General features: G+C 62.4%; 21 protein-coding genes and 1 pseudogene. 15 read left to right on the top strand and 7 right to left on the bottom strand.

Annotated elements, in window-relative coordinates:
* The first annotated feature begins 936 nt into the window (after window positions 1-936).
* From EV660_RS10030 to EV660_RS09990, 10 genes are all read left to right on the top strand, one after another.
* Entirely contained in the window at window positions 937-1,647 is a 711-nt protein-coding gene (locus EV660_RS10030) for a cupredoxin domain-containing protein (protein ID WP_100319082.1), read from the top strand.
* Window positions 1,644-3,284: a cbb3-type cytochrome c oxidase subunit I gene (locus tag EV660_RS10025; RefSeq protein ID WP_071479651.1), complete on the top strand. Its 1,641-nt coding sequence runs from the start codon at window positions 1,644-1,646 to the stop codon at window positions 3,282-3,284. Before EV660_RS10030 ends, EV660_RS10025 begins: the two co-directional genes overlap by 4 nt.
* Before the next feature lie 16 nt (window positions 3,285-3,300).
* Entirely contained in the window at window positions 3,301-3,498 is a 198-nt protein-coding gene (locus EV660_RS10020; protein WP_071479652.1) for a hypothetical protein, read from the top strand.
* A gap of 715 nt (window positions 3,499-4,213) precedes the next feature.
* The gene (locus tag EV660_RS10015) at window positions 4,214-6,712 is read left to right on the top strand and encodes a heavy metal translocating P-type ATPase (protein WP_071479653.1); all 2,499 of its coding nucleotides are present in this window, start codon (window positions 4,214-4,216) and stop codon (window positions 6,710-6,712) included.
* Window positions 6,709-6,936: a DUF2933 domain-containing protein gene (locus tag EV660_RS10010; protein ID WP_071479654.1), complete on the top strand. Its 228-nt coding sequence runs from the start codon at window positions 6,709-6,711 to the stop codon at window positions 6,934-6,936. Before EV660_RS10015 ends, EV660_RS10010 begins: the two co-directional genes overlap by 4 nt.
* 74 nt (window positions 6,937-7,010) lie before the next feature.
* Complete coding sequence (locus EV660_RS10005; RefSeq protein WP_100319081.1) at window positions 7,011-7,907, top strand: WD40/YVTN/BNR-like repeat-containing protein; 897 nt, start codon at window positions 7,011-7,013, stop codon at window positions 7,905-7,907.
* Between the two features lie 66 nt (window positions 7,908-7,973).
* Window positions 7,974-8,654 (top strand): hypothetical protein, encoded by a 681-nt coding sequence (locus EV660_RS10000; RefSeq protein WP_071479656.1) that lies wholly within the window; start codon window positions 7,974-7,976, stop codon window positions 8,652-8,654.
* A gap of 66 nt (window positions 8,655-8,720) precedes the next feature.
* Window positions 8,721-8,843 carry a hypothetical protein gene (locus EV660_RS19020; RefSeq protein ID WP_260162262.1) on the top strand — a complete coding sequence of 41 codons (123 nt, stop codon included), beginning with the start codon at window positions 8,721-8,723 and terminating at the stop codon, window positions 8,841-8,843.
* 87 nt (window positions 8,844-8,930) lie between these two features.
* Window positions 8,931-9,299 (top strand): hypothetical protein, encoded by a 369-nt coding sequence (locus EV660_RS09995; protein ID WP_198510655.1) that lies wholly within the window; start codon window positions 8,931-8,933, stop codon window positions 9,297-9,299.
* The gene (locus tag EV660_RS09990; protein ID WP_071479657.1) at window positions 9,296-9,823 is read left to right on the top strand and encodes a DUF6789 family protein; all 528 of its coding nucleotides are present in this window, start codon (window positions 9,296-9,298) and stop codon (window positions 9,821-9,823) included. The genes EV660_RS09995 and EV660_RS09990 overlap by 4 nt, the downstream gene beginning before the upstream one ends.
* Window positions 9,824-9,993: 170 nt before the next feature.
* Here EV660_RS09990 and cueR read toward each other — a convergent pair whose 3' ends face one another.
* Entirely contained in the window at window positions 9,994-10,431 is a 438-nt protein-coding gene (gene cueR / locus EV660_RS09985; protein ID WP_071479658.1) for a Cu(I)-responsive transcriptional regulator, read from the bottom strand.
* Window positions 10,428-12,896, bottom strand: coding sequence for a heavy metal translocating P-type ATPase (locus tag EV660_RS09980; protein ID WP_071479659.1), 2,469 nt, complete (start codon window positions 12,894-12,896; stop codon window positions 10,428-10,430). Before EV660_RS09980 ends, cueR begins: the two co-directional genes overlap by 4 nt.
* Window positions 12,897-13,074: 178 nt before the next feature.
* Between EV660_RS09980 and EV660_RS09975 the strand changes: the two genes are divergently transcribed.
* The 3 genes from EV660_RS09975 (at window position 13,075) to EV660_RS09965 (ending at window position 14,516) form a co-directional block, all read left to right on the top strand.
* Window positions 13,075-13,269, top strand: a complete 195-nt coding sequence (locus EV660_RS09975) for a heavy-metal-associated domain-containing protein (RefSeq protein ID WP_198510654.1) — start codon at window positions 13,075-13,077, stop codon at window positions 13,267-13,269.
* Between the two features lie 91 nt (window positions 13,270-13,360).
* Window positions 13,361-13,675 (top strand): CopM family metallochaperone, encoded by a 315-nt coding sequence (copM, locus tag EV660_RS09970; RefSeq protein ID WP_425466541.1) that lies wholly within the window; start codon window positions 13,361-13,363, stop codon window positions 13,673-13,675.
* Between the two features lie 73 nt (window positions 13,676-13,748).
* Window positions 13,749-14,516, top strand: a complete 768-nt coding sequence (locus EV660_RS09965; protein WP_071479661.1) for a MauE/DoxX family redox-associated membrane protein — start codon at window positions 13,749-13,751, stop codon at window positions 14,514-14,516.
* A 16-nt stretch (window positions 14,517-14,532) separates the two neighbouring features.
* Here the strand turns inward: EV660_RS09965 and EV660_RS09960 are convergent, their stop codons facing one another.
* Window positions 14,533-15,090 (bottom strand): hypothetical protein, encoded by a 558-nt coding sequence (locus EV660_RS09960; protein ID WP_084635059.1) that lies wholly within the window; start codon window positions 15,088-15,090, stop codon window positions 14,533-14,535.
* 115 nt (window positions 15,091-15,205) lie between these two features.
* Window positions 15,206-15,601, bottom strand: a complete 396-nt coding sequence (locus tag EV660_RS09955) for a c-type cytochrome (protein ID WP_071481874.1) — start codon at window positions 15,599-15,601, stop codon at window positions 15,206-15,208.
* Window positions 15,602-15,931: 330 nt separating this feature from the next.
* On the opposite strand from EV660_RS09955, the gene EV660_RS09950 reads away from it, so the two are divergent.
* Window positions 15,932-16,360, top strand: a complete 429-nt coding sequence (locus EV660_RS09950; protein WP_071479663.1) for a YqaA family protein — start codon at window positions 15,932-15,934, stop codon at window positions 16,358-16,360.
* Between the two features lie 47 nt (window positions 16,361-16,407).
* Here the strand turns inward: EV660_RS09950 and EV660_RS09945 are convergent, their stop codons facing one another.
* Window positions 16,408-16,767: an ATP-binding cassette domain-containing protein gene (locus tag EV660_RS09945; protein ID WP_134013981.1), complete on the bottom strand. Its 360-nt coding sequence runs from the start codon at window positions 16,765-16,767 to the stop codon at window positions 16,408-16,410.
* 609 nt (window positions 16,768-17,376) lie between these two features.
* Here EV660_RS09945 and EV660_RS09940 point away from each other — a divergent pair.
* Window positions 17,377-17,780: pseudogene (locus EV660_RS09940) on the top strand (single-stranded DNA-binding protein).
* Between the two features lie 112 nt (window positions 17,781-17,892).
* On the opposite strand, the gene chrA reads toward EV660_RS09940, so the two are convergent.
* Both chrA and EV660_RS09930 read right to left on the bottom strand, forming a co-directional pair.
* Complete coding sequence (chrA, locus tag EV660_RS09935; protein WP_100319079.1) at window positions 17,893-19,260, bottom strand: chromate efflux transporter; 1,368 nt, start codon at window positions 19,258-19,260, stop codon at window positions 17,893-17,895.
* Window positions 19,260-20,081: a chromate resistance protein ChrB domain-containing protein gene (locus tag EV660_RS09930; protein ID WP_071479664.1), complete on the bottom strand. Its 822-nt coding sequence runs from the start codon at window positions 20,079-20,081 to the stop codon at window positions 19,260-19,262. The genes chrA and EV660_RS09930 overlap by 1 nt, the downstream gene beginning before the upstream one ends.
* Window positions 20,082-20,133 lie beyond the last annotated feature (52 nt).

The raw sequence follows: 20,133 nt of genomic DNA, 5'->3' as shown, positions 1-20,133 counted from the left end.
TGACCGCTGTGGGCTGATACCGCAATTGCCCTGCTGAGCTACTGTCAAGTTGCTTTCCGCTCCCTGCGAAGGCGACTGCGGGATCATCGTGCCCGGCCCATTGCGCTAATCGACCGTCGCCAGGAGATGTTTGATAGTGCCGCCCGTGCAAGACGCCGCGAGGCGCCTCTCGCCCAATAGGATCCCCTGATTTTCTCATCCAAACGTTACAAATTGATTTATATCAATTCATATGCGCTGGTGCGCTGCTAGAGCTTCGGCATCTGGAACCAGGGTGCGGTATGCGACGCAGCGAAGAACACACAAATTCAGCCTTGCCGCGTGCCACATGGTCCGCGATGCGCTGGCTTGTTCTGCCTGTGCTCATATTCGCTCTGCTCTTCGTCAGTGTCTCGGCTTCAAAAGCTCATACGCTTTCTCATTCTATCGGGGAAGCGACACATATCATGAAGCTTGCGCATCTCGCCATGGGGGCGAATGCGGAGTGCTGCGCGGGCCATGAACAGGATCACGCCGCTAAACATTGCGCTGTAGTTGGCGCTTGTGTTGTTTGCGCAGTTGCGAACGCCGACGCCGTCTTGTGTCGCCCTTTTTCCAAGGGATTTGTCGGCACCATGCCAGCGGCCCTACCAACGGGGCGCAATTCAATGCCCGCCAAACACCCCCCGAAAATACTGCTTCAGGTCTGACAAGTCGGCGCAGAATGGTTTTCTGCGCCGACCTGTAGCGCGCGACAGGAAAGACGGCATGTCCAGCTGTCCCACCTGATGCACGTATGCTCCTGCTTGTTGCCGCGCAAGATGGACCACCAAGTCCAGTTCGATTGCGCGAGGCAGCACTTGCCAGAACTGTTCCGGTACTCTGCACAAACACCCCGCATGTGAAACATGCGTCGAACCGATGTGCCGGAACCTTCGAGACTGAAGGAACCATTCGATGACACACAAACCTCATTTGACCACACGGCGTGGCTTTATAGCGACCGCCGGTATGGGTGGCACAGCACTTTACGGCCTTTGGGTCGGCTACGGTGCAGCCCCCGGGCCGCTTGCGCTATTCGGTGCCACGCATGCCGATGATATGACCGATATCGCGGACCACGCCGCTCATGCGGCCCCGCAGATAGACACAATGACCCCCGAAGCGTTTGAGGCGCGCGTGCAGGACTTCATCCAGCGCTTTGGTGAAACCGATGGCAGCGTGCGCCCCCGTCTGGCTGATATTGCGCGTGAGACACGAAGCGATAAAGCACATGACGGACACGCGCTGCTAGAGCATGGTGACCATGGCGATCATGGGGCAACAACGCATGGCAATCATTCCGCAACGACCCCACATGCTGAAAGTGCTGCGCAAGTTGACGTATGGTTGCAAGCTGGTCAGTTCTTCTTCGCGCCATGGCATTTGCGACTTGAGACGCACCAGCCTTACCGCTTTCGCATGATGGCCACAGATGTGGCGCATGGGGCTTCGGTCCAGTTCGGGCGCGGCGGGCGGATGATCCGCTTGCGGCCAGGGCAACTGGTTGATACCGAGATGCGCTTCAGCGAGGCTGGCGACTACCTGATCTATTGCACTGTCTATTGCGGCGCGGCGCATGACACCATGCAGGCGCAACTCAGCGTAACGGAAGGGGGTGCAGCATGAGCAACACCCTTAAAAGCCGTCTATCCGCACTTTCAACAGGTGACCGTCTGCTTTTGCAGGCGATGTCTGGCATATCGTTGCTTGTACTTCTGGGTGGGATCGCCGGGGGCCTTGGCGTGGCCTTGGCACGCGCGGGTTGGATCGACCTGCTGCCAGAGGCGGGCTACCGCCTGCTGACCCTGCACGGGGTCGGGATTTTCTTCTACTGGCTGTTTGTTGTGCAAGGGGCAATCCTGTTGGCGCTGTCCGCAGGCGAGGGCGGGCATGCACTGTCCGCACGCACGCTTGCATGGGGCGGCTTCGTGCTTGTCCTATCCGGCATGGTGCTGTCGCTATGGGCTGCATCTGGTGGGACCCCGCTACTTTACGACGGCAATCCGCAACTGGCCGCGCACGAACCGGAACTGCTGGCGGTATTCAACGCGGGCTACATTCTGCTGGGCCTCGGCTTGATCGCGCTTCCTGCGGCGGGAGTAGCCACACTGCTGGCGGCCGTGCGGCGCACAGGCGCGCTCTCGGCAGTGGGCTTTGCGCTGTTCACATGGGCGGGGTTTCTGATGGTCAGCGGGTTCGCGATGATCTATGTGTTCCTGCCCGGTTTCCTATGGGCACTGGGGCTGGGCGTGATGCCCACAAACCACGGCACAAACTGGCACATCGTGTTTCACAACATGCATTACCTGCCGCTGATGGCCACGGTTATCGTCTGGTATGTGGTGATGCATGACGTCGTGGGCGTGAAATCCATTTTCGGGGCGCGCTTCTCGAAGCTGGTCTTTGCCGCCTACCTTGTGTTCGTGCCGCCGACATCGCTCTATCACATGTTTCTTGAGCCGGACCTACCGGGCGCTGTCCGCATTGCTGGGTCGCTGCTTTCGCTGCTTGTCAGTGTGCCGACGCTCACAGCCTTCCTGATCATCGTGGTATCGCTTGAAGTGCATGCGCGTGCCCGTGGCGGGCGCGGGTTGTTTGGCTGGATACGCATGCTGCCTTGGCGCGAGCCTGCAATGGCGGCAGCGGGGTTTGCTGTCGTCAATATGGCTTTTGGCATCGTGCTGGCCTTTGTTCTAATTCAGGCAGAACTTGCGCCACTATTGTCGGACACGTTCTTTGTGCCAGGATATTTCCACTTCTTCACTTTGGGGACAGTCTCTCTCAGCTTTCTTGCGGCACTGGCCATCATCCTTCCGGCGGTGACGGGTCGCGGGCTGGTTCTGCCAAACCTTGCGCGCTTCACACCTCATCTTGCGACGCTGGGGCTTCTGGCCTTTGGCGGGGCAGGTGTAGCGGCGGGCTACATTGGCGTGCCACGACGGGTAATTGACGCGGGCTATGATGACGCGGCTCCGACACTCTGGGCCGCGTTGATGGGCTGGGTTGCTGCGGGGGGGCTAGTCATGGCGCTGGCGCTGGTGGGCTTTGCCCTGTCTGTCGCCGGAGCGCTGATCGGCGGACGGGCCAGCATCGCATCAACACGTTGGGACGGTATGCGCGCGCCGCAGGCCAGTGCGGCTGCATTCGTCGGCCCGCTTGCTGTGCTGGTCATCGTGATCGGAATGTATGGCGCCACCACTCTGGGTTTTGAAATGATGCGCGCCCTGCCAGTCGAGGCAGTCGGCGCGGGTCACGCACATTAACCGAAAGGGAACGGATATGAGATTTGACGTCACACTTGTCTTTATTGTCGCCGCGGTCTGGGCCGTACTGGCACTGGCCTATGCCCTCGCGCCATGGAGCGGGATGATCGGTTATGCTTGGGTCTGGGGCTTCGGGGCGGTGCTGTTTTTGGGGTTGGGCCTAGCCCTGCGCCGCGCCGTCAAAGCCTTCGATGACGTGGAGCGCGTTCGATGACCGGCAACGCCTGACAAGATTCCAAACATGCTCCCGCCATGCCAAATGCGATGGGTCGTCCGGATATTGCGCCGTCTTCAAGCTGGCTTAGGCCATATCCGGACAATCACGCGGCGGGGGCTTGACCTTCCATCTACTGGAAGACCTATCTGTAAAACACAAAATGGTTCCACCCGATTTCTGCCCCTTTGATCCATGTCATTGCGGCTTGAAGCAAGTGCCCCTGAAATAAAATCTGTACCGAAAGAAAGGCAGCACGTGAAAGTGCCACGCGAGAGAGCAAGGCAAGCCATAGGCGCGGTCACATTGGTGATCCGCGCGTGCCTGCTGATACTTGCGTTTGCCGTTGGTGGCGGAACGAGTGCAGACGCTCATTCGCAACATACTGGCATATTTGCCGCTGAAACGGCAGTCTCGCTGATACCGCACGATGTCTGTTGCCACGGCGATACAGGCGAGGTGGCGATGACCACTTGTACCGCATCCGCCTGCTGTCCCGCCGTATCCAGTACTGAATTAACGGTCCTTGCGGTTTTCGTTCCGCAAAATCGCGCGATCCGCGCGCCAAATAGCGATTTGCGTCACGGCCTCTCAGCCCCGCCGCTGATACAGCCTCCAATCCTGTCCTGACCCGTCTCGACCAAGCCGTTGTGGCTTTGGTGTTCAGTGCTGCTGTCACAGCAGCCCCGGTCGCACCCTATTCGGAGGACAGATCATGGCGTCGAGAGCGCATGACAGATCACAGACAACCAGTTTCACGATTCCCGGCATGGGCAGCGATCACTGCGCCGGACTTGTACGGACCTCGCTGTACCGCCTCGATGGGGTGAGCGACATTCAGACCAACATCGCATCGCATCGCGCCCGAGTGACTTATGATGAAGGTAAACTCAGTGCAGCTGATCTGAAGGCCGCGATTGAGCGCGGGGGATATGAAGTTGAGGATGGCGCGGGCGCAAAAACTTCACGCAATGTCAGGCTGACGGTTCCCGGCATGGGCAGCGATCATTGTGCTGGGATTATATCAATGTCAATCCGCCGCGTGCCGGGGATTGAGAAGCTCGACACCAATATCAGCAATCACCGGGTTCAAGTGACATTCGATGCAGGCCAAACCGATGCGCAGTCCATCCGCGCAGCGGTCGAGCGTGCAGGCTATGAGGTCGACGCTTCTGAAGAATACCAAACCACGGGTCACACAAGCGATGCCGCGTCAGAAGACCGCTATCTCGCCCGCGCATGGAAGCGGCTGTGGATAGCGGCCATTCCCGCCACGCTGATCATGGTGCTGATGGGCCCGCACATGTTCTGGCAGCCGATCCCCGGATACTTGGCCATAGTCGCGGTGCTCGCCTTCCCGGTGGTGTTCCTGTTCGGCGGCTGGGCCACGCATGTTTCGGCCTGGCGGTCGCTGACCAACCGCACGGCGAACATGGACGTGCTGATCTCAATGGGCAGCTTGCCGCCCTATCTGATCGGGCTGCTGGGTTTCATCTATCAGATGACCTCCTTCATCGAGATGGCCGCCACGATCATGACCTTTCACCTGATTGGCCGCTATCTGGAAGCGCGCGCCAAGGGTCGGGCCAGTCAGGCCATCAAGCGGCTGATCACCATGGGCGCCAAGACCGCCACCGTGCTGCGCGAAGGCGATGAGGTCGAGGTGCCGGTAGCCGAGTTGCAGCCCGGCGACATCATGCTGGTGCGCCCTGGTGCCAAGGTGCCTACCGATGGCGACATCGTGGATGGCAACAGCCATCTGGACGAATCCATCGCGACCGGTGAATCTGTGCCGGTCGAAAAGGGTCCGGGCGATGCGGTGATCGGGGCCACGATCAACAAGGAGGGCCTGCTGAAAATCCGCGCCACCCGCGTCGGCGCCGACACCTTCCTCAGCCAGGTGATCAAGCTGGTAGAGGAGGCGCAGGGGTCCAAGGTGCCGATCCAGGAATTTGCCGACCGGCTGACAGGGTATTTCGTGCCCGCCGTTCTGGTGATCGCGCTTGGCACCTTTGTCACCTGGCTGGCCTTCGCCGATATCTTCCAGCCGATCCTGCATTGGGGCGCCGGTTTCCTGCCCTGGGTCAACCCGGATATCTCGCCGCTGATGGGCGCGACCCTCGCCATGATTGCGGTGCTGGTCATCGCCTGCCCCTGCGCCTTGGGGCTGGCCACGCCCACTGCGCTGATGGTGGGCTCGGGGCTGGGCGCCGAACGCGGTGTGCTGATCCGCTCGGGCGAGGCGATCCAGACCTTGAAGGACATCAAGGTCGTGGTGTTGGACAAGACGGGCACCATCACCCGCGGCAAGCCCGCGCTGACCGATGCGGTGGCGCTGGAAGGCTTCGATGAGGAGGCGGTGCTGCGCGCGGCAGCGGCGGTCGAGGCCGGGTCCGAGCATCCGCTGGCGCAGGCCATCGTGACCAGCGCGCGCGAGCGGGGGCTGGAGGTGCCCGAGGTCACGAAGTTCAAGTCGCTCACCGCGCGCGGCGTGCAGGGCGAGTTGGACGGCGAGACCGTGCGCGTGGGCAGTCGGCGGCTGCTGGATGAGGCCGGGATCAGCCTCGGCGATCTGGAAGAACGCCTGACCGCGCTGGAGACCGAGGGCAAGACGGCGATGCTGGTGGCCGTCGGCGAGCGTGCCGCCGGGCTGGTGGCCGTGGCCGACACCATAAAGGAGGACTCGAAAGCCGCTATTGCGACAATGCACGATCTTGGCATCCATGTCGTCATGGTCACCGGCGACAATGAACGCACGGCCCGCCACGTCGCCCGTCAGGTCGGGCTCGACGAGGTGATGGCGGGCGTCTTGCCCGAGGGCAAGGTCGATGCCATCCGCGCGCTGCAGGACAAGCACGGCCAGCATGTCGCCATGGTCGGCGACGGGATCAACGACGCCCCTGCGCTGAAACAGGCCAATGTCGGCATTGCCATCGGCGCAGGTGCCGATGTAGCGATCGAGGCCGCGGACGTGACGCTGGTCACCGGTGAGCTGACCCGCGTGGTCGAGGCGATCCAACTGTCGAAAGCCACCTTCCGCAAGATCGTCGAGAACCTGTTCTGGGCCTGGGCCTACAACCTCGCCGCCATCCCGGTTGCGGCAGTGGGACTGCTGCACCCGATGGTGGGCGTGATCGCCATGACGGCAAGCTCGCTCTCGGTGATCGGCAATTCACTGCTTCTGAAACGCGCGAAACTGGAGGTCAGGAAATGACAGACCATTCGGAGAAAACGCAGCCCAGAGGTCGCGGTATCGCGGGCCTGCTGCGCTCACCCCTCGGCATGGCGCTCGTGGTCGTAATCGCAGGTGTCGGTCTGGGGCTCGCCTTCGAGCATCGCGTGCATCTATTCGCCAGCCTGCCGCTTCTGCTGCCGCTCGCGATTTGCCTTGGGATGCATCTCTTCATGCATCGCGGACATGGGGGAGGCCACAAGTGACGAAATCGACGCGCTGGATGGCGACAGCGTCCCCGCGCGGACCCAACACGAAGAACACCAGAAAGGACATGAACATGAAGATCAACCGACGCAGGATCCTGATCGCCTCTGGCATAGCTGTGCTTGGCCTTGGCGGGGCGCTCGCCTTCGGTGCAGGCATATCGGCCAGCGCCGAGACGCCGCTTGCCGACTTGCTTGCACGCACGCATATCCACGGGCTTGCGGTCGATCGTCAGGACCCGAACCGGCTGATGATCGCCACGCATCACGGATTGCATGCGCTCGACATTGAGAGCGGGCTGACTGTGCAGATCTCCGACCACAGCGATGATCTGATGGGTTTCGTTGCCCACCCTGTGGAGCCCGCCGGTTTCCTCGCCAGCGGCCATCCGGCGCGCGGCGGCAACCTGGGCGTCATTGCCAGCTCGGACGGGGGCGTGCGTTGGGAGAAGCTTTCGGACGGGGTGAACGGGCCGGTCGATTTTCACCAGATGGATATCAGCAAGGCCGACCCGAACGTGGTCTGGGGCGATTATGGCGGGCTTCAGCGCAGCCGCGACGGTGGCGCGACATGGGAGATGGTGGCGGATGCGCCCGTAGGGCTGATCGACATCGCCGCCTCGGCGGATGATCCAGAGAGGCTCTATGCGGCCACCGAGACCGGACTCTTCGTCAGTGCCGCCGACGCCGAGGGGTGGCAGCGCGCGCACCCTGCACAGGCGCCGGTGACGCTGGTCGAGGTCACGCAGGACGGCATCCTGCATGCCTTCATCTTCGATGAGGGCCTGGTCCGCCGGGCTGAAGGTGAGAGCGAATGGGAGCGCCTCCATCCCGGCTTCGAGGACCGTTTCCTGCTCTATTTCGCCGCCGACCCGCAGACGCCCGAGCGCATTTTCACCGCCACCCAGCACGGCGAGGTGCTCGCCTCCGAGGATGGCGGGCGCAACTGGCGCCAGATGGGCATCGATTGACACCGCCGCGCGCGCCAGACGGCGCGCGCGACCTTCACGACCAACCCCGAAGAACGGAGAGATACCATGAAAACCAGATCCAGACTGACCGGCCTTGTTGCCGGAGCCGCGCTCATCGCAATGAGCATGACCGCCATCGCGGAAACGCCCGAGGACGACCATGCCGCGCACCACCCGGAGGTCGAGGCGACCGCGCCCGAGACCGACATGCCGATGATGCCGGGCATGGAGGCCATGGAAGGTATGATGACGCCCGAAATGATGCAGATGATGATGCGCATGATGGCCGATGGCGGCATGTACGGAATGATGGGCGGCATGCGCGGTGACGGGATGATGGGCCAGGGCATGATGGATGATGGCGAGACGGCGCCTGGCGTGATGGGTCGCGGGATGATGCGCGACGGCATGATGGGCGGCGGCATGCCGCGATCCAGCATGATGGGCATGGACGGCATGCCCATGGGCCCGATGATGCGGAGCGGCCCGCAGGGGCATGGCCACGGTCTTGGCCCACATGTGCTCTACGGGATGGCGCATGGGGCGCCCAGCGAGATGACCCCGGCCCGGGTCGAGACCTTCCTGTCGCATCTGCTGGAGCGTCATGGCAATCCGCGCCTCGAGTTGGGCGAGATCACCGAGGGTGACGACGGCAGCATCATCGCCGAGATCGTAACGGTGGATGGCTCGCTCGTTCAGCGCCTCGCCTTCAACCGCTTCCCGGGCCTCTTCCGTCAGATCGACTGAAACGGCCCCTGACTGGCTGTCGGGACCGGCGGTTCCGGCAGCCCCAACCCTGAAAAGGAGACGACCATGATGCGTGATTGGGAAATGATGAGCGGCTGGGCAATGGCCCTGCACTGGTTCTGGATGGGACTGATCCTCGCGATCCTGCTCCTCACGATCGCCGCGCTGATCAAATACCTGATGAAGTGAGCGAGAGGACCCATGAGAGAAACCCGCAACCAGGCGAGCAGCGCAGAACGCCCGGCAGGCCTATGTGAGGTGCCGGCATTTGCCGGCATGTCCGATATGGAGCACTGGGAGGCGATCAAGCTATGCCTGTCGGCCACCATCGGCGATGTGGGTTTCGCTTTGACGGCCTTCTGGGTGGCCAGCCTTGCAGCGCGCAGCCGCGACTGGGTGCTCGGGCCCAGAAAGCTGCCGCTCGGGCTCTTCCTCGCCGTGGGCATTCTGTTGACCATCGGCTTCGAGTATTACTACACCAATGTCAGCCTGCGCTGGGGCTATTCGGAGTTGATGCCGCTGGTGCCGCCCTTCGGCACGGGTCTGACCCCGATCCTGCAATGGCTGATCATTCCGCCGGTCGTGGTCTGGCTGACCCGTCGTCATCTTCTGGGCGCCCGCGCGATACGGGCAGCGGGGGCATGAGGGGCATCCCTGCGCAATGGCTACCGCGCTTGCTGCGGTCGCTGGCCACCGCGCTGGTCGCCGGAATTGCCGGGCTGATCGTCCACAGCGCGTTGATGCTAGGAAAGGATGCGCTTGGCATCCTGCCCCGCTTCCAACCCTATGAGGATTTCCAGCGCCTGCTTGGCGTATGGGCGGGCGGCCAGATAGGCGGCGTCCTGCCCTACCTGACCGGGGCGATGGTCTGGGGCTTTATTTATGCAAGGCTGCACGACCATCTGCCGGGTCAGAGCTTCTGGGTCAAAGGCCTGAGCTTTGCGCTGCTGGCGTGGGGTGCCATGATCACGGGCTTCTTCCTGCTGGTCGGCCACGGAGTTTTCGGCTTACGGCTTGGCTACGGGCTGTGGCCCGCGCTGTTGATGTTTCCCATGCTGGCCACCTTCAGCGTGACGCTCGGCTATATCCATGCGCGAATGCGCAAGGCGATTCATCTGGATGCGGACACAAATACGCAACGCGAAAAACCTCCACGCATTGGGCGATAGTCAAAACTATCTCAGAGACGGCACGTGCGATGACTAAAAATAAAGCATCGCCGAACCCTGTGGGCGGTATCACATCCGGAAAGGCCACAGTCTCGCGATGACCCTTGCCTCATGGGGGCCGCCGGTATCTGCATGCGGTGCTTTCGCTCATCGCTTTGTTGTGTCCTATGTCAGAACCCGCTCAGCTTGCGGACAGTGCCTTTTTTCGTGGGCAGTGCTGTTGGCGCTTCCAGTTCGGACAGGATCGGGCAATCAGGGCGGTCATTGCCGTGGCAACAGGCGGCGAGGGTTTCCAGCGTTGTGGCCATATCCTCCAACTCGCGGATTTTCAGGCGCAGATCGGCAACATGGGCCAGCGCAAGGCGTTTGACATCCGCGCTCTGGCGGTCGTGGTCGCGCCAGAGGCCAAGAAGTTCGCGAATACCCTCGACGCTGAACCCCAAATCTCGCGCGCGGCGGATGAAGCGCAGCATATGCACGTCCTGATCGGAGTATATGCGATAGCCTGCGTTAGTTCGCGCAACAGGCGGGATCAGGCCGGTTTCCTCATAATAGCGGATCATCTTGGCCGAGACGCCCGAGGCCTTGGCCGCTTCGCCGATATTCATGGCTTGCCCTCCTGCATTGGGGCGGACCAGTTGCGCAGGCGCAGCGCATTGCCCAGCACGAAGACCGAGGACAGCGCCATCGCACCCGCCGCGAAGATTGGTGACAGCAGGATGCCGAAGGCGGGCCAAAGCACCCCGGCCGCAACCGGAATCAACGCAGTGTTATAGGCAAATGCCCAGAAAAGGTTCTGCCGGATATTGCGAATGGTCGCTTTCGAGAGCGCAATCGCGTTCGGCACGCCGCGCAGCGAGCCTGACATCAGCACCACATCCGCCGCCTCAATGGCGACATCTGTGCCTGTGCCGATGGCGATCCCTACATCCGCCTCGGCCAGTGCGGGCGCGTCATTGATGCCATCGCCCACGAAAGCCAGCCGCCCATGGGTTGCTTTCAGGTCGCGCACGGCGTCAAGCTTGCCTTCGGGCAGGACCTCGGCGACCACATGGTCAATGCCAAGCTGGCGCGCGATGGCTTCTGCCGTGCGGCGGTTGTCACCAGTGACCATGGCGACCTTGAGCCCGAGGTTGTGCAGCGTGCGGATGGCATCCGGCGTTTCCGGCTTGATCGGGTCGGCCACGGCGATGATCGCCGCGAGTTTCCCGTCAATGGCGGCATAAAGCGGCGTCTTGCCCTCATCGCCCAGTTTTGCTGCCGTCTTGGCAAAGATACCGACGTCAAGGCCAAGGCGCGCCATGTAGCGGTCTGCCCCGATCTCGACGCGCGCCCCCCCGGCCTGTGCGGTGACGCCAAAGCCGGTGATGCTCTCGAAGCTGGTCACTTCGGGCAGCGTCAGCCCCTCTGCGGCCTCCACGATTGCACGCGCGATTGGGTGTTCAGATTTTGCCTCGACCGCCGCAACCTGCGCCAGCACAGTCTCGCGCTCAAATCCACCGGCCAGTTCCAGATCGGTCAGCTTCGGCGCGCCTTCGGTCAGCGTGCCAGTCTTGTCAAACGCCACGACGCGCGCCTCTTTCAGAAGCTGCAAAGCCTCGCCCTTGCGAAACAGCACGCCAGTCTCGGCTCCGCGCCCCGTGCCCACCATGATCGAGGTGGGCGTGGCCAGCCCCATGGCGCAGGGGCAGGCGATGATCAGCACGGCGACCGCGTTCACCAGCCCGAAGGTCAGCGCAGGCGCAGGGCCAAAGCTGAACCAGATGATGAAAGTCAGCACCGCGACCGCGATCACCGCAGGCACGAACCACATGGTCACGCGGTCCACCAGTGCTTGAATGGGCAGCTTCGCGCCTTGGGCCGATTCCACCATGCGGATGATCTGCGCCAGCATCGTATCCCCGCCGACAGCGGTCGCGCGCAAGGCCAGCGCGCCAGTCTGGTTGACCGTGCCGCCTACGATTGTCGCGCCCTCGCGCTTCTCGACCGGCACCGGCTCGCCCGTGATCATCGACTCGTCGACATAGCTCTCGCCCTCGATCACTTCGCCATCCACTGGCACACGCTCACCGGGGCGCAGCTCGATCACATCATCGGGCGCGACCTCGGCCACCGGAATATCCACGCTGCCCCCGTCGCGGCGCACCCGCGCGGTTTTGGCCTGCAACCCGATCAAGCGCTGGATCGCCTGCGAAGTGCGGCCCTTGGCGCGCGCCTCCAGCCAGCGGCCCAGCAGGATCAGGGTCACGATCACGGCGGCAGGTTCATAATAGACATTCACCGTGCCCGCAGGCAGCAGCGCGGGTGCGAAAGTGGCCACCAGCGAATAGAGAAACGCCGCCATCGTCCCAACCGCGACAAGGCTGTTCATATCCGGCGCGCCACGTGCGAGCGCGGGAAAGCCAAGCGCGTAGAAGCGGATGCCCGGAAAGGCCATGACAAGTGTGGTCAGCGCGAACTGGATCAGCCAGCTTGTCTGCATCCCGATCGTGGACATGATAAGGTGATGCACTGGCGGGATCATGTGCGAGCCCATTTCGAGGGCGAATACAGGCAGGGTCAGCGCCGCTGCAATGATAAGATCGCGGCGCAACTCTGTTGCCTCGGCTTCGCGGCGTCCTGCTAAAGTGTTGTCTTCGGCAACAGCGCGGCGGGTGCGTGCGTCATAACCCGCGCGGTCAATTGCGGCGATCAGCGCGTCGCTATCGGCTGTGCCTGTGATCGTGGCCCGCTCGGTCGCAAGGTTGACGTGCGCCTTGGCCACACCCGGCACGGCCTGCAGCGCGCGTTCGACACGCCCGATACAAGAGGCGCAGGTCATCCCGTCAATTTCCAGCTCAACCGTGCTCGCGCCTACATCAAACCCGGCATTCTGCACAGCTTCGCGCAGGGCCTCTGGGTCAATCGGTCCAGCAAAACGAATTTCTGCGCGTTCGGTTGCAAGGTTCACATCAGCCCCGTCCACGCCCGGCACGGCGCGCAGGGCGCGTTCCACGCGGCCCACGCAGGAGGCACAAGTCATCCCTTCGATGGGCAGGGAGCGGGCGGCAAGGGGTTTGGCGGGGGCGTTCATAGGGGCGACTCACATTTCTCGGGCGGTTTTGGACACAGATAAGGGTTCCCATGGTGGGAAGGTCAAGCGCCCTGGTCACAAAAACGGGATCAGATCAAAAACTCCAGAAGCACCCTTGACCTTCCCACCATGGGAAGCCCCATTTGTTGTGGCATCAGATAAAACCAAGGAGGCTCTGGTGCAATTCCATATCGAGAACATGACCTGCGGCGGCTGTGTGCGCGGTGTCACCCGCGCGATCCACAGCGTGGACCCGGGCGCAGCGGTCGAGGCCGACCCGCGCGCCCGCAAGCTGACCGTGCAGTCCATCAAGCCGGGCGCGGAGTTTCTGCCCGCGCTGGCCGCTGCCGGTTTCGATGCCAAAATCCAGTAAGGAGACAGTTATGAAATTCACCAAACTTTCCGCAGCATTCCTGGTCGGCACAGCCCTGACTGTGGGCGGGCTCACTTACGCGCAGGCCCAGATGGACCACGGCCAGATGGACCATGGCGCGCATGCCGGTCATGGTGGCACCAGCGATGATCCGGTGATTGCTGCCTATATGGCCGTGAATGACGTGATGCATCGCGACATGAGTATCGAGTTCACCGGCGACGCAGATGTTGATTTTGTGCGCGGCATGATCCCCCACCATCAGGGCGCGATCGACATGGCACGCGTGGTGCTGGAGTACGGGTCCGACCCGGAAATCCGCGCCCTGGCCGAAGAGGTGATCGAGGCGCAGGAGGCCGAGATCGCAATGATGCGCGCGTGGCTTTCTGAGCGTGGCCACGACTGAGTGACCGCAGCGGGACGGGAACCCGTCCCGCCACCCCCGCGTTTATCTCGGTGGTGTAAGCACGGAGGACAGCATGCTCGATGAACCGAGAAAGCAAGCACGCCTCTACCGTATGGCGACCCCTGACCACCTTTGCCCGTCCGGGCTGAAGACACTCGACCTTCTGCAACGCGAAGGTTTTGAGATCGAGGATCACCCCTTGCGCTCGCGCGAGGAAACTGACGCCTTCAAGGCCGATCATGGGGTCGAGACAACCCCGCAAGTGTTCATCGGCGATAAGCGCATCGGCGGCTACGAGGACACGCGGCGCCATCTGGGCAAATCCGTGCCTGACGAAGACGCGACCACCTATGCCCCGGTGATCGCGCTTTTTGCCATGGCTGCGGCGATGGCGCTGGCGTTCAGTTGGGCCAGTTACGGCGCCCTCATGACGATTGCCGCTGCTGAATGGTTCATCGCGATCAGCATGTGCCTGCTGGCGCTGCAGAAGCTCAAGGATATCGAGAGCTTCTCGACCATGTTCCTGAACTATGACCTGTTGGCGCAGCGCTGGGTGCGCTACGGCTATATCTATCCGTTCGGCGAGGGGCTGGCGGGTATCTTGATGGTCGCGGGCGCGCTGATGTGGGTCTCGGTTCCGGTGGCACTGTTCATCGGCACAATCGGGGCCGTATCTGTGTTCAAGGCGGTCTATATCGACAAGCGCGAATTGAAATGCGCCTGTGTCGGCGGCGACAGCAATGTGCCGCTGGGGTTTGTGTCGCTGACCGAGAACCTGATGATGATCGGCATGGCGTTGTGGATGCTGTTCAAACCGATGGGCGTCGGTATCGGGTCCTGAGGCCGGGTCTTGCAGGTTACAGCAGCGCGGCCAGGACGGTGAGGAATAATGCCTGCGCCGCGAATATCAGCAACGCGGCGGCGATCAGGGCGTGTGCTGTCACCGTGCGATGTTGCTGCCCCAAGACCTGCCCGACCAGCGCCATATGCAAGGGCAGCGCGCTGATCAGCGTTGCGTAGAGATAGACGCCTGACAGATTCCCAAAGCCTGCCGACTGCGCCAGTGTCGGGCCAGTGACGCGTAATGCCTGCACCGGGTCGCCGCCAAAAGAGCCGAACAGCATGGCCGAGGCCGGATAGATCGCCAGATGCAACCCGACAAAGGCCCCGATCCGGGCGGGAATGTCGAGCGCCAGCGCATGCAGGGGCGCAATGCGCCGAGCGCGCAATTTCGCGAACAGGATCAGCCCCAGCGCGTTGACGACAAACACCACCGGCAGGCCGTTGGTGACGATCTGCCGCACAAACCGCCCCAGCGCAGTGCCCGACCCCCCGAGATGCCCCCCCGGTCCCGGCACAAGCGCGATATAGAGTGCCAGCACGGGCATAAGACCAGCGAGGCTGAGCAGAGCCATATTGCGGGCAAAACGGGTGAATGGCAGATGCACAGAAAAATGACGGTCGAGACATGCAAAGAGGTTGCTGCGCCACACGTTTGCCATATCCACCTCTCGCGATCGCAACGCGGGGCTACTCGGCGTTCTCTGCCGCTGTGCGCTCCGCCTGAATTTCCTGTATACGCGCGGGCCAGGTGGAGCGGATGAACGCGAGGATCGCCTTGATCTCCTCATCGCTCAACACATCACCAAAGGCTGGCATGCCCGAGTCGAAAGCCACCCCCAGATTATCAAGATACGCCTGCCCGCCGTGTTTGGTATACTCGAACAGCATCCGGTCGCCATGATGCCAGGTATGTCCTGTCTCGTCATGCGGGGGCGCAGGAAACCGGCCATCGGGTCCGGAACGTTGCCACTCAGGGGCGCCTTCCAGATCAGCACCGTGACAGGCGGCACAAAACTGATCATAGAGCGCGCTGCCCAAATCCAACTCATCCGAATAGGCTGCTCCGGCCGACATGAACGCCATCCCGCCGAAGATTGCTGCCAGTCCTGCGCCAGTTGCGCTCTGCCATGTCATGACGGTCTCCATCGAATAACCCATTTTTCCTCAGTAACCTGTGAAGCACGGTTATCCGAGCCCTCTAACTCCTTCAGCCGCTCAAATAACTGCGATGAGTGAAGTCACGCGAATGACAAAAGTTCCGGAATAGCGCATCAGGTTGCAGCAATGCTGCGACAGAGCGCATATGCGTCTGGACGGAGCCGGTGGGGTGAGATAGCGCAATCCTCCGGGGTCCGCGCTTCCAGAGGTCACACGCCGGCGCCGACCGTCCGAGCTGAAAAGGATTGCCTGAAGATGATTGCACTAAGTGGTTTGTTTCTCGCGGCCTTTGTCGCGGCCACTTTGTTGCCCGGGCAATCCGAAGTCGTGCTTCTGGCCATGGTGCTGACTCAATTGCATCCGGTCTGGTTGCTTGTGAGCGTGGCCAGTGTCGGGAACGTGCTGGGATCGCTGGTCAACTGGGCGATGGGGCGCTTCATGATGCGCTATTCCGACCATAAGCGGTTTCCGTTCACGGCAGAGCAAATCGCCAAATCGCAAGCGTGGTATGCCCGCTGGGGCTGGATGAGCCTTTGGGCCTCTTGGGTGCCGGTGATCGGTGATCCGCTGACCTTGGCTGCCGGGATCATGCGCGAACCACTCTGGCGGTTCCTGCTGGTCGTGACAATGGCCAAGGCCGGTCGCTACATCATTCTGGTAGTGATCGCACAGGCCGCTGTTTGACCATCCCTGCTGCACACCCGACCCGTATCACCAACTTCGTCTTTCATTCAGGACGACGCGATGACACGCCCATGCTCGAGCGTCAGGATGCGGTCGGCCCGGTCCAGGATGCGGTTGTCATGCGTGACCAGAAGGGTGGTGGTCCCTTGAGCGGCGCCCATGCGTTTGAGCAGATCGACTACATCGGCGGCACCATCCTTGTCCAGCGCGGCTGTCGGCTCATCTGCAAGGATCAGTGACGGGCTGCCTACAAGCGCCCGCGCGATTGCGACGCGCTGCTTTTGCCCACCTGACAGACTTGCAGGCAGATAGTCGACCCGGTCACCCAGCCCCAAAAGGCCAAGTGCATGCTCTGCGGCCTGGTGCGCCACCTCCCCTGACACCCCGCCTTTGACCTCGATGCCCATGATGACGTTTTTGCTGCGCTGTCAGGCTCTCATGCAGGTTATGGGCCTGAAAGATGAACCCCAGTCGCTGGCGCAGCCGCGTCAGGGTTTCCGCGCTTGTGCCGTGCAACTCATGGCCCAGCAACCGGATCGACCCGTCCTGCACGGAGCGCAGACACCCCACCAATGTCGTTCATGCAATCTTCGCAGGATCGCTGAGCTACAGCGCCTCGAGATCGAAATCAGCCATGCGGTGCTTTCCGTGTCCTGAATGATCCTGCAAGGTCGCCTGTATCGGCATGGCCCCGCAACTTCTTGCAGGCGAGGGCAGGGATGGCGGAAATCTGTGATCTGTTGTCTCTGCCGCCATGGTCGTGCCGGGCTTGGGTCCTAACAGGCCATGTTGGCAAGGTGACAGGGTCTGGCATGGGCTTCCCGGTGACGCTCTGGCATCTCGCCCATCCCTTCGACTGACAATCCCCTAATCCCGTTCGGGCTCTCACGCGCCACCCCGGTCCTCTGGGGGGGGCCGGTGTCCATGCTGTCCACCGTGCCCGCGTCACCCGACGGGCTTTTCTCGGGCTTGCCTTCGGGACGGTCCCGAAGACAGGACACAGAAGGAAGCTAGACATGCAAAACATCGTCATCCTCGCAGGCAACATTGGCCAGAAACCCGAAGCCCGCACGACCGAGGCGGCACGAAGATCACGAATTTCAGCCTCGCCACCTCCCGCCCCCGCCTCTCGGGAGGTCGCGTTCTGCGCGACGAGAACGGCTAATGGGTCATGGACACGGAATGGCACCGCATCACCTGCTGGGGCGGTCTGGGCAAGACAGTCGCGGAGCATTGCGAAAAGGGCATGAAGGTCCTCGTCCATTGCCGCATCCACTACACGAAATGGACCGATGCTGCAGGCAATGACCGCTATGGCTGCGAGATCATCGCCGAGAAGGTCGACTTCCTCAGCCGCCCGAAACCGGCCGAGAGTGAAAACCCCGAGCTCGCCTGTCGCGACGACGAGATCCCGTTCTGAGGAACGGGGCCTCCCCCTCGGGCCCGAGGGGCGATCTTGGCCTCTAGCGGTAGCGCAAACTGCTTTGCACCCCTACTGGAATCGGGCGCCCGTATCCAGCATCCCGACGGCATCACGTCCAGCCGAACGCAGCGAGCGCTACGCCTGCCAGCGCACAGCCAGTCAGCACCACCACCGGACCAAGCTTGAACCGGAATACTGCCACAATCGCGGCAAGAACCAGCCCCGCGGCGGCCGGATTGATCGACGACCAGGCGGGCATATCGAGGTTGAGGCCGAAGGCGACGATCGTCCTCACTTCATCGAAAACCACATGAAGCCCAAACCAGACAGCGAGGTTCAGGATGACGCCGACCACGGCTGCGGTGATGGCGGTCAGCGCGGCCGTTAGTATCACATTGTCTCGCAGGCGCTCGATGAAGGGGGCACCAAGGAAGATCCACAGGAAGCAGGGCGTAAATGTTACCCACGTGGTCAGCAGCCCGCCAAGCGTGCCAGCCGCGAGTGGCGACAGGCCTGTTGTCTCGCGGAATGCGCCCATGAAGCCCACGAACTGGGTGACCATGATCAGCGGTCCGGGCGTGGTTTCCGCCATGCCCAGCCCGTCGAGCATCTCTCCCGGCGCCAGCCAGCCGAAATTCTGCACCGCCTCCTGAGCGACATAGGCCAGCACCGCATAGGCACCGCCGAAGGTCACGACCGCCATGATGCTGAAAAAACCTGCGATCTGGGCAAAGACATTGGCAGGGCCAAGCGCCGCGAACAGCAGCGCGACCGGTGCTAGCCAGAGGATGAGGAACACTGCCGAGATACGGAAAGCGTAGCTCCGACTGACCTCGGTATGCTCGGGCGACTCCTCGCCAAGCAGCGTATCGGCGTCATCGACATGGACCTTGCCCACCTTGCCGTGTCCGCCGCCCCCGTGGAACGCGGGCAGGCCCGCGCGCGCGCCGAAAAACCCGATCAGTCCCGCAACGAGGATGATGAGCGGAAACGGAATGGCGAAACCGAAGATCGCCACGAACGATGCGGCGGCGATGGCTATCATCGCGCCGTTCTTCAGCGCGCGTGAGCCTATGCGGATGACCGCCTGCACCACGATGGCCAGCACAGCGGCCTTGAGCCCGAAGAACAGCGCCTCGACAGGCCCGACATTGCCGTAGAGCGCGTAGATCCAACTCAGCGCCATGATGGCGATGACGCCGGGCAGCACGAAGAGGACGCCCGCGATGATGCCGCCCAGCGTGCGGTGCATCAACCAGCCGATATAAACGGCAAGCTGCATGGCCTCCGGCCCCGGGAGCAGCATGCAGTAGTTCAGCGCGTGCAGGAACCGCTTCTCGCCCAGCCAACGCTGTTCCTCGACAAGTATGCGGTGCATAAGTGCGATTTGTCCGGCAGGGCCGCCGAAGCTCAGGAGGCCGATGCGGGCCCAGATTCTCGTGGCCTCGGTCAATGTGGGATAAGCATGGTCCTGCATCAGTCTGCCTTTGGCTTGTTGGTGGGCCAGTCGTGGGTCTCGTCGGTGGCGTCCCGTGCCCATCGGTAGAAGGCGTCATAGAGCAGCATCCCGGCGTCCAGCTGCTCCAGATCGTCCGAGAACATGCGCGACAGACCGAGCGATGCAGCCAGCAGCCCCGCAGCTTCGGGCGCGAGATCGAGCCGGGCCGTATCGGCGCCACGCACGATGGCGGCCAGGCGGTCGAGCGCGGGAATGTTCAGGCCGAATTCGGCCAGCAGGACGTCAAAGGTGCAAAGCTCGCCCCGATGACTCCAGAACACATTCTCGATGTCGAAGGGTGCGGCGTTATAGCGTTCGGCGACGCCCACCACCTCGGCGGGCGCAACGAACAAGATGATTGCGCGGGGGTCCAGAAACCGCCGGATCAGCCAGGGGCACGCGATGCGGTCGATTTTGGGGCGCGAGCGCGTGACCCAGATGGTGCGGCCTTGCGCGTCGCGGGCTGGCAGTTTTTCGGGATCGATTAGCGGCAGACCGGCCGAGCGCCAGGCTTCGAACCCGCCCCCGAGATATTCCGACGGGCAGCCTTCGGCGCGCAGCCAGGCGGCGGTTCCCTGGCTGCGCCGATGGCCGGCCTGACAGACGGCGATTGACGGCTGGCCGTCCAGTTGGCGAGCCAGTGTGGTCAGCGACTGGTCGTCGACTCTAGTCGCACCAGGAAGCAACCGTGGGTCCGCGGCGAAATCTTCCTCGGACCGCACGTCGAGCAAGCGCGGTGCGCGAGGGGTTCCGATTATGCGGATGATCTTGTCACATGAAATGGAATTGGGCGCAGGCATGTGCGTTCCTCCGTCGCCGGGGTTGAACAGGAACGCGATCTTCGGCTGGCGC

The organism is Roseinatronobacter bogoriensis DSM 18756, from assembly GCF_004366635.1.
Taxonomy (GTDB): domain Bacteria; phylum Pseudomonadota; class Alphaproteobacteria; order Rhodobacterales; family Rhodobacteraceae; genus Roseinatronobacter; species Roseinatronobacter bogoriensis.
The sequence above is the reverse complement of the archived record's forward strand: the minus strand, read 5'-3'. Positions and strand labels throughout refer to the sequence as shown.